The organism is Massilia sp. 2TAF26, from assembly GCF_052115005.1.
Taxonomy (GTDB): domain Bacteria; phylum Pseudomonadota; class Gammaproteobacteria; order Burkholderiales; family Burkholderiaceae_D; genus Telluria.
Map to the genome: position 1 here is coordinate 1 of NZ_JBFRFV010000133.1, position 393 is coordinate 393.

Below are 393 nucleotides of genomic sequence, written 5' to 3' on the forward strand. Positions count from 1 at the left end.
TCGACGGTGTGGTCGTTGCGCATTGCTTCTTCAGTCTGACCGGCGAGCTGGGAAACCTTCTGCTCACGGGCGATCTCTGCATCGACCTTGGCGACTTCGTCCAGGATCTTGTCGATCTTTTCCGCATCCTCCGACGACATGCGTTTGTCGCTTGGCGTCTTGGCGTTCAGTTCGTGAATCTGTTTGGCCAGAACATCGCGCTGTTCGCGCAGTAGGGCAAGCTTGCTCATAAAGTCCTTTCTATCAGGGTCCGCTCTCGCGGCCCGGTTACGGGGCATAAAAAAACCGCCTCTAGGGCGGTCGGTTTAGTGGCGCGAGAGCGTCAACTAAGGGGTAACGCGCGCCATCAGCGCAATGCGCTGTTGCTGGCGGGCGCGATGTTCTTCAGTGGCC

The 393-nt window shown here is 58.3% G+C and carries 1 pseudogene; it reads right to left on the reverse strand.

The annotated features are described in order from the left end of the window. Positions 1-230: pseudogene (locus AB4Z32_RS27800) on the reverse strand (hypothetical protein); the annotation flags it as partial. Between the last annotated feature and the right edge of the window lie 163 nt (positions 231-393).